The 704-nt window shown below is 72.2% G+C and carries 1 protein-coding gene and 1 pseudogene; both read left to right on the forward strand.

The window, feature by feature from the left end; translation table 11 throughout:
* Window positions 1-290, forward strand: a pseudogene (locus G3N99_RS41245) (biotin--[acetyl-CoA-carboxylase] ligase); the annotation flags it as partial.
* Window positions 287-704, forward strand: a 418-nt coding sequence (locus tag G3N99_RS41250; RefSeq protein WP_206125315.1) for a type III pantothenate kinase, incomplete at its 3' end; no start/stop codon positions are given. The pseudogene G3N99_RS41245 and the gene G3N99_RS41250, both read left to right, overlap by 4 nt.

Raw genomic sequence — 704 nt, forward strand, 5'->3', positions numbered from 1 at the left:
TGTCGATCGCGTGCGCATCGGCCAACCTCACCGATACGCTCGCCGCGTCGCTGAACGCGCTCACACCCGCGCTCGCGCAGTTCGGCGCCGAAGGGCTCGCACCGTTCCTGCCGCGCTGGCACGCACTGCACGCGTACGCGGGACGCGAAGTCGTCCTGCTCGAACAGGGTGTCGAACGCGTGCGCGGCATCGCGACGGGCATCGACGCGACCGGCCAGTTGCTGCTCGACACGCCGGACGGCGTGCAGGCGATCGCCGCCGGCGACGTGTCGCTGCGCGAAGCGCAATGAACGAGCCGCACCTGCTGATCGACGCCGGCAACAGCCGGATCAAGTGGGCGCTCGCCGATGCGCAGCGCACGCTCGTCGAGACCGGCGCGTTCGGCCACACACGCGACGGCGGCGCCGATCCCGACTGGTCGACCCTGCCGCATCCGCGCGGCGCGTGGATCTCGAATGTCGCGGGCGCCGACGTGGCCGCCCGGCTCGACGCGCTGCTCGACGCACGCTGGCCAGGCCTGCCGCGCACGACGATACGCTCGCGTCAAACCCAATGCGGCGTGACCAACGGCTATACGACGCCCGACCAGCTCGGCAGCGACCGCTGGGCCGGCCTGATCGGCGCGCACGCGGCGTTTCCGGGCGAACACCTGCTGATCGCGACGTTCGGCACCGCGACGACGCTCGAAGCGCTGCGCGCGGACG

The sequence above is a fragment of the Burkholderia sp. Ac-20392 genome (assembly GCF_017104585.1).
GTDB classification, from domain to species: Bacteria; Pseudomonadota; Gammaproteobacteria; order Burkholderiales; family Burkholderiaceae; genus Burkholderia; species Burkholderia lata.